4 protein-coding genes are annotated in these 4,174 nt (G+C 70.1%); all 4 read right to left on the minus strand.

Going from position 1 to position 4,174, the window contains the following annotated elements; all coding sequences use genetic code 11:
* Positions 1 to 42: 42 nt before the first annotated feature.
* Positions 43 to 1,164, minus strand: a complete 1,122-nt coding sequence (locus ACRX5S_RS31445) for an enoyl-CoA hydratase/isomerase family protein (RefSeq protein WP_436776633.1) — start codon at positions 1,162 to 1,164, stop codon at positions 43 to 45.
* Positions 1,165 to 1,166: 2 nt separating this feature from the next.
* Complete coding sequence (gene fabG / locus ACRX5S_RS31450; RefSeq protein ID WP_436776558.1) at positions 1,167 to 1,937, minus strand: 3-oxoacyl-ACP reductase FabG; 771 nt, start codon at positions 1,935 to 1,937, stop codon at positions 1,167 to 1,169.
* A 78-nt stretch (positions 1,938 to 2,015) separates the two neighbouring features.
* Positions 2,016 to 3,485 carry a class I adenylate-forming enzyme family protein gene (locus ACRX5S_RS31455; RefSeq protein WP_436776559.1) on the minus strand — a complete coding sequence of 490 codons (1,470 nt, stop codon included), beginning with the start codon at positions 3,483 to 3,485 and terminating at the stop codon, positions 2,016 to 2,018.
* Positions 3,486 to 3,532: 47 nt separating this feature from the next.
* A complete protein-coding gene (locus ACRX5S_RS31460; protein ID WP_436776560.1) occupies positions 3,533 to 3,730 on the minus strand; it encodes a hypothetical protein in 198 nt (65 codons plus the stop codon).
* Positions 3,731 to 4,174: the final 444 nt, after the last annotated feature.

Here is a 4,174-nt window from a genome sequence, read left to right on the forward strand (position 1 = left end):
ACACCGACGAAGTCGGTGTGCCCGCCCTGCCGTTCAGCCCATCTACCGGGAGGTCTCCTGGGCTCGGTCCCGTGAGGCGTCGGCGAGACCGAGTTCGTTGTCGCCGAGGGATACGAAGAAGCGTGCGACGTCGGTGTCGGCGACCTCAGCGAGCGTGCCGGGCGACCACCGCGGTGCCCGGTCCTTGTCGATGATCTGGGCGCGGATTCCCTCGACGAGGTCGGGGGAGGTCAGGGCGGCGCAGGAGACACGGTAGTCCTGGTCGAGTGCCTCTTCGAGGGAGGCCATGGTGCGCGCGCGACGCAGTGCGGCGAGGGTGACCTTGAGGGCGGTCGGCGACCTCGCGAGCAGAGTCTCCGCGGCCTCCTTGGCGGCGTGGTCGCCGTGCTCGAACAGCCGACCGACGATTTCCTCCACCGTGTCCGCCGCGTAGCAGGTGTCGATCCAGTGCTGTTGTTCGGCGAGTTCGGCGGGCGGTGCCGCGCCGACGTGCTCGGCGAAGGCTTCCCGTAGGGGCACGGAAGCCAGATCGGCGACGAGTGCCGCGATCACCCCGGACGGCACGAACGCGTCGGCGAGCCCGCACGCGATGGCGTCGGCCGCGCCGACCGATGCGCCGGTCAGCGCCAGGTGGGTGCCGAGCTCGCCGGGCGCGCGGCCGAGCAGGTACGTGCCGCCCACGTCCGGAACGAATCCGATTCCCGTCTCCGGCATCGCGATTCGCGACCGCTCGGTGACGAGCCGGACGGTGGCGTGCGCCGAGACTCCGACGCCGCCGCCCATCACGATGCCGTCCATGACGGCGACGTACGGCTTCGAGTAGCCCGCGATGCGAGCGTTGAGCCGATACTCGTCGCGCCAGAACGCCGCCGTCGCGGCGCCGCCGCCGTAGCGTGCGTCGTCGTGGATGGCACGGATGTCCCCGCCCGCGCACAGGCCGCGCTCACCGGCTCCGACCAATACGACGACCTGCACCTCGGGGTGGTCCTCCCACGCGTCCAGTGCGGCGGCGATGCGCTTGACCATGGCGTGGGTGAGGGCGTTGATTGCCCGTGGGCGGTTGAGTGTCAGGTACGCTGCGCGGCCTTCGGTGCGCAGCAGGACGGTGTCGGCGGCGGCGCTCGTACGACCTCGTCCGTCGTCGGGTGACTCGCGTGGGGAGATGGTCAATTGACGGGCCCGCCGGCCACGTAGAGGACCTGGCCGGAGATGTAGGAGGAGTCCTCGGCGGCCAGGAACGCGACGGCATGGGCGATGTCTTCAGGGCGGCCGACTCGGCGCACCGCGGCCTGCTCGGCGGCCTTGTTCTGGTAGTCCTCGAAGGTCAGGCCCAGGCGCTCGGCCGTGGCCGCGGTCATCTCCGTCACGACGAAGCCGGGGGCCACGGAGTTGACGGTGACGCCGAATTTGCCGAGCTCCAGTGCGAGGGTCTTGGTGAACGCCTGGATGCCGGCCTTGGCGGAGGCGTAGTTGGCCTGCCCTCGGTTGCCGAGTGCGGAGATGCTGGAGATGTTGACGATCCGTCCGTAGCCCTGGGCCGTCATGTGTCGTTGGACGGTGCGGCTCATCAGGAACGCGCCCTTGAGGTGCACGTCCATCACCGCGTCCCACTCGTCCTCGGTCATCTTGAACAGCAGGTTGTCGCGAGTGATGCCGGCGTTGTTGACCAACACTGTGGGCGGGCCGAGTTCGGTGACGACGGCCTCGACGGCGGCTTCCACGCGGCCGCTGTCGGTGACGTCGACGCTGCCCGCCCAGGCTCGGCCGCCGCTGCCGCGGATCTCCGCGGCCACCTTCTCGCAGCCGTCGGCGTCCAGGTCCAGCAGTGCCACGGCCGCGCCGTCGGACGCGAGGCGGCGTGCGATGGCGGCGCCGATGCCGCGTGCGGCGCCGGTGACAATGGCGACGCGGAGGCTGGTGGTGGACTCGTCGTACATGGCTGGCTCCAGTCGATCGGAAGGGCGGGTGGGTGGTCTTACAGCGAAGCGGGACATTCCAGGAGCACCTGCGACAGGTCAGGTGCCGCTGAGTTCGCCGCGCACGTGGCGACGGACGACCTTGCCGGTCGCGGTCATAGGCAGGGCCTCGACCACGTGAATGCGTGCGGGGGTCTTGAGGGTGCCCACGCGCTCCCGGGTCCAGCCGAGGACCTTGTCCACGTCGAGTTCGCTGCCCGGCCGGAGGACGACGGCGGCTTCGACGCGTTCGCCCCATTCGAGGTCCGGGACGCCGACGACGCACGCCGTCTCGATGTCGGGGTGGCGCATGAGCGCGTCCTCGACTTCTCCGGGGGAGATGTTCTCTCCCCCGCGGATGATGGTGTCGTCGTGGCGGCCGTGGACGAAGAGGTAGCCGCCGTCGTCCAGGGTCGCCTGGTCACCAGTGGCGAACCATCCGTCGATGTCGGTGTCCCCGGCGACCTGCGGGCCGCGCAGCAGCAATTCCCCGGGCGCACCGACGGGCACCGGGGTGCCGTCGGGATGGACGATGCGGATGTCGATCCCGGGCACCGGTATGCCGACGGAGCCGAGTCGCGCCCGCGCGTGAGCGTCGCCCCCGGCAGCCGCCCGGTGCACCTCGGGCCCGAGTACCGCGATTGTCGAACTGGTCTCGGTGAGTCCGTAGGCGTTGACGAAGTCGGTGTCGGGGAAGTGAGCGAGGGCGCGTTCGAGGACGGGGAGGGGCATGCGCGCTCCGCCGTACGCGAGGTGGCGCAATGCCGGGGGCCGCCTGTGCGGGTGCGCATCGAGTTCGTCGACGATGCGGGCCAGCATCGTGGGGACGACGAAGGCGTGCGTCGTGTGCTCGTCTGTTGCGGCCTTCAACCAGGCCGGCGCGCTGAAGGACGGCAGGATGACCATGCGTCGTCCGGAGTAGACGGACGAGAGCACGGCCGAGACGCCGGCGATGTGGAACGGCGGTACTGACAGCAGAAGGGACTCGTCCTCGGCGGCGCAGCCGTACTCGACCGTGCCGAGGACGTACGCGAGCAGGTTGTCGTGCTGGAGTCGTATCGGTTTTGGCGCGGCGGACGTCCCGCTGGTGAACAGCAGGACCGCAGGGGTGTCCGGGTCCTCGGGCGCCTTCGGTGCGGACCGCGGCGTGGCGGTGGCCGTCAGGGCCGCGCTGTCCCAACGTGGTGCGCTTGTGGGTGCTGCGGCGCGGTGTGGTGGTGCTGCGATCACCGTCGCGGGATGGAGCTGCGTGACCAGGGGTCGGAGGGCGTCGAGCGGGAGCCGGTGGTTGAGCGGCGCGTAGGTGCGCCCGCTGTATGCGGCGGCGAACAACGCGATGGGGATCTCCGCCCCCGAGAGTCCGATGCAGGCGACCGCGGTGCTGTTGCGGTCGGCTGTGAGTCTCTCTGCGGCGTGCGCGGCGGCGTCCCTGAGCGCGGTGTAGGTGAGCGTCTGGTCGCCCGGCGTGCTGACGGCCGGTCGGTCACCGAAGCCGTCTGCGGCCATGTCGAGGAGCATGGCGATGTTCATGTGATTCTCCGCGGTTCGTCTGCTGCGGGACCTGGGACGGCGATCGGTCAGTCGGACGACGGCAGCTGTCGGGTCGCCGCCAGGGCCATTTCGAGGCTGTCGCAGTGTGGGACGGCTGTCCCGGCCTTGATGACGAGCACTTCTGCGCCGCAGGTCGCACAGGTGTGGCGCTTGCCGAGTTGGGAGGCATTCGGCTGCGTGGCGCCGTTGGTTGTCGGCCCTGGACTCGTCACGGGCTCGCCCATGACGCCTCCGCAACAGATGAGGGGTTCGGCGGGTGGGCGTACCACCATGACGCCTGTGCCGCAGTTCGCACAGGTGAGGCGGGCCCCGACACGGGGGGCGGAGGTGTTCGACATACGGCCCTGGCTTTCTGCTCTGATGCGGTTGGAGGGCATGTCACAGCGGTAGTGCGACTGGCAGGTCGCACAGGCAACGGTCCGCAGGGGCAGCCGGGAGGCGCGGTCGGCCTGTTGGGCGCGAACTGGTCGGGATCCGACACCGACTCCCTCAACATAGTACCTACTATGGCGTTGGTCCAGAGGACGCCTCTGCGTCGAAGGCGACCTTCCCGCGGCACACCGTCAGGCGCACGCGTGTGGCCCGTGGGTCGGCGTGGACTGCGGTGAGGTCGCCGTCCACCAGGCACATGTCCGCGGGGCCTCCGAGCTTGATCCGGACTTGGGGGG

Origin of the sequence: Yinghuangia sp. YIM S09857 (assembly GCF_051388915.1) — a bacterium.
Classification (GTDB): Bacteria; Actinomycetota; Actinomycetes; order Streptomycetales; family Streptomycetaceae; genus Yinghuangia.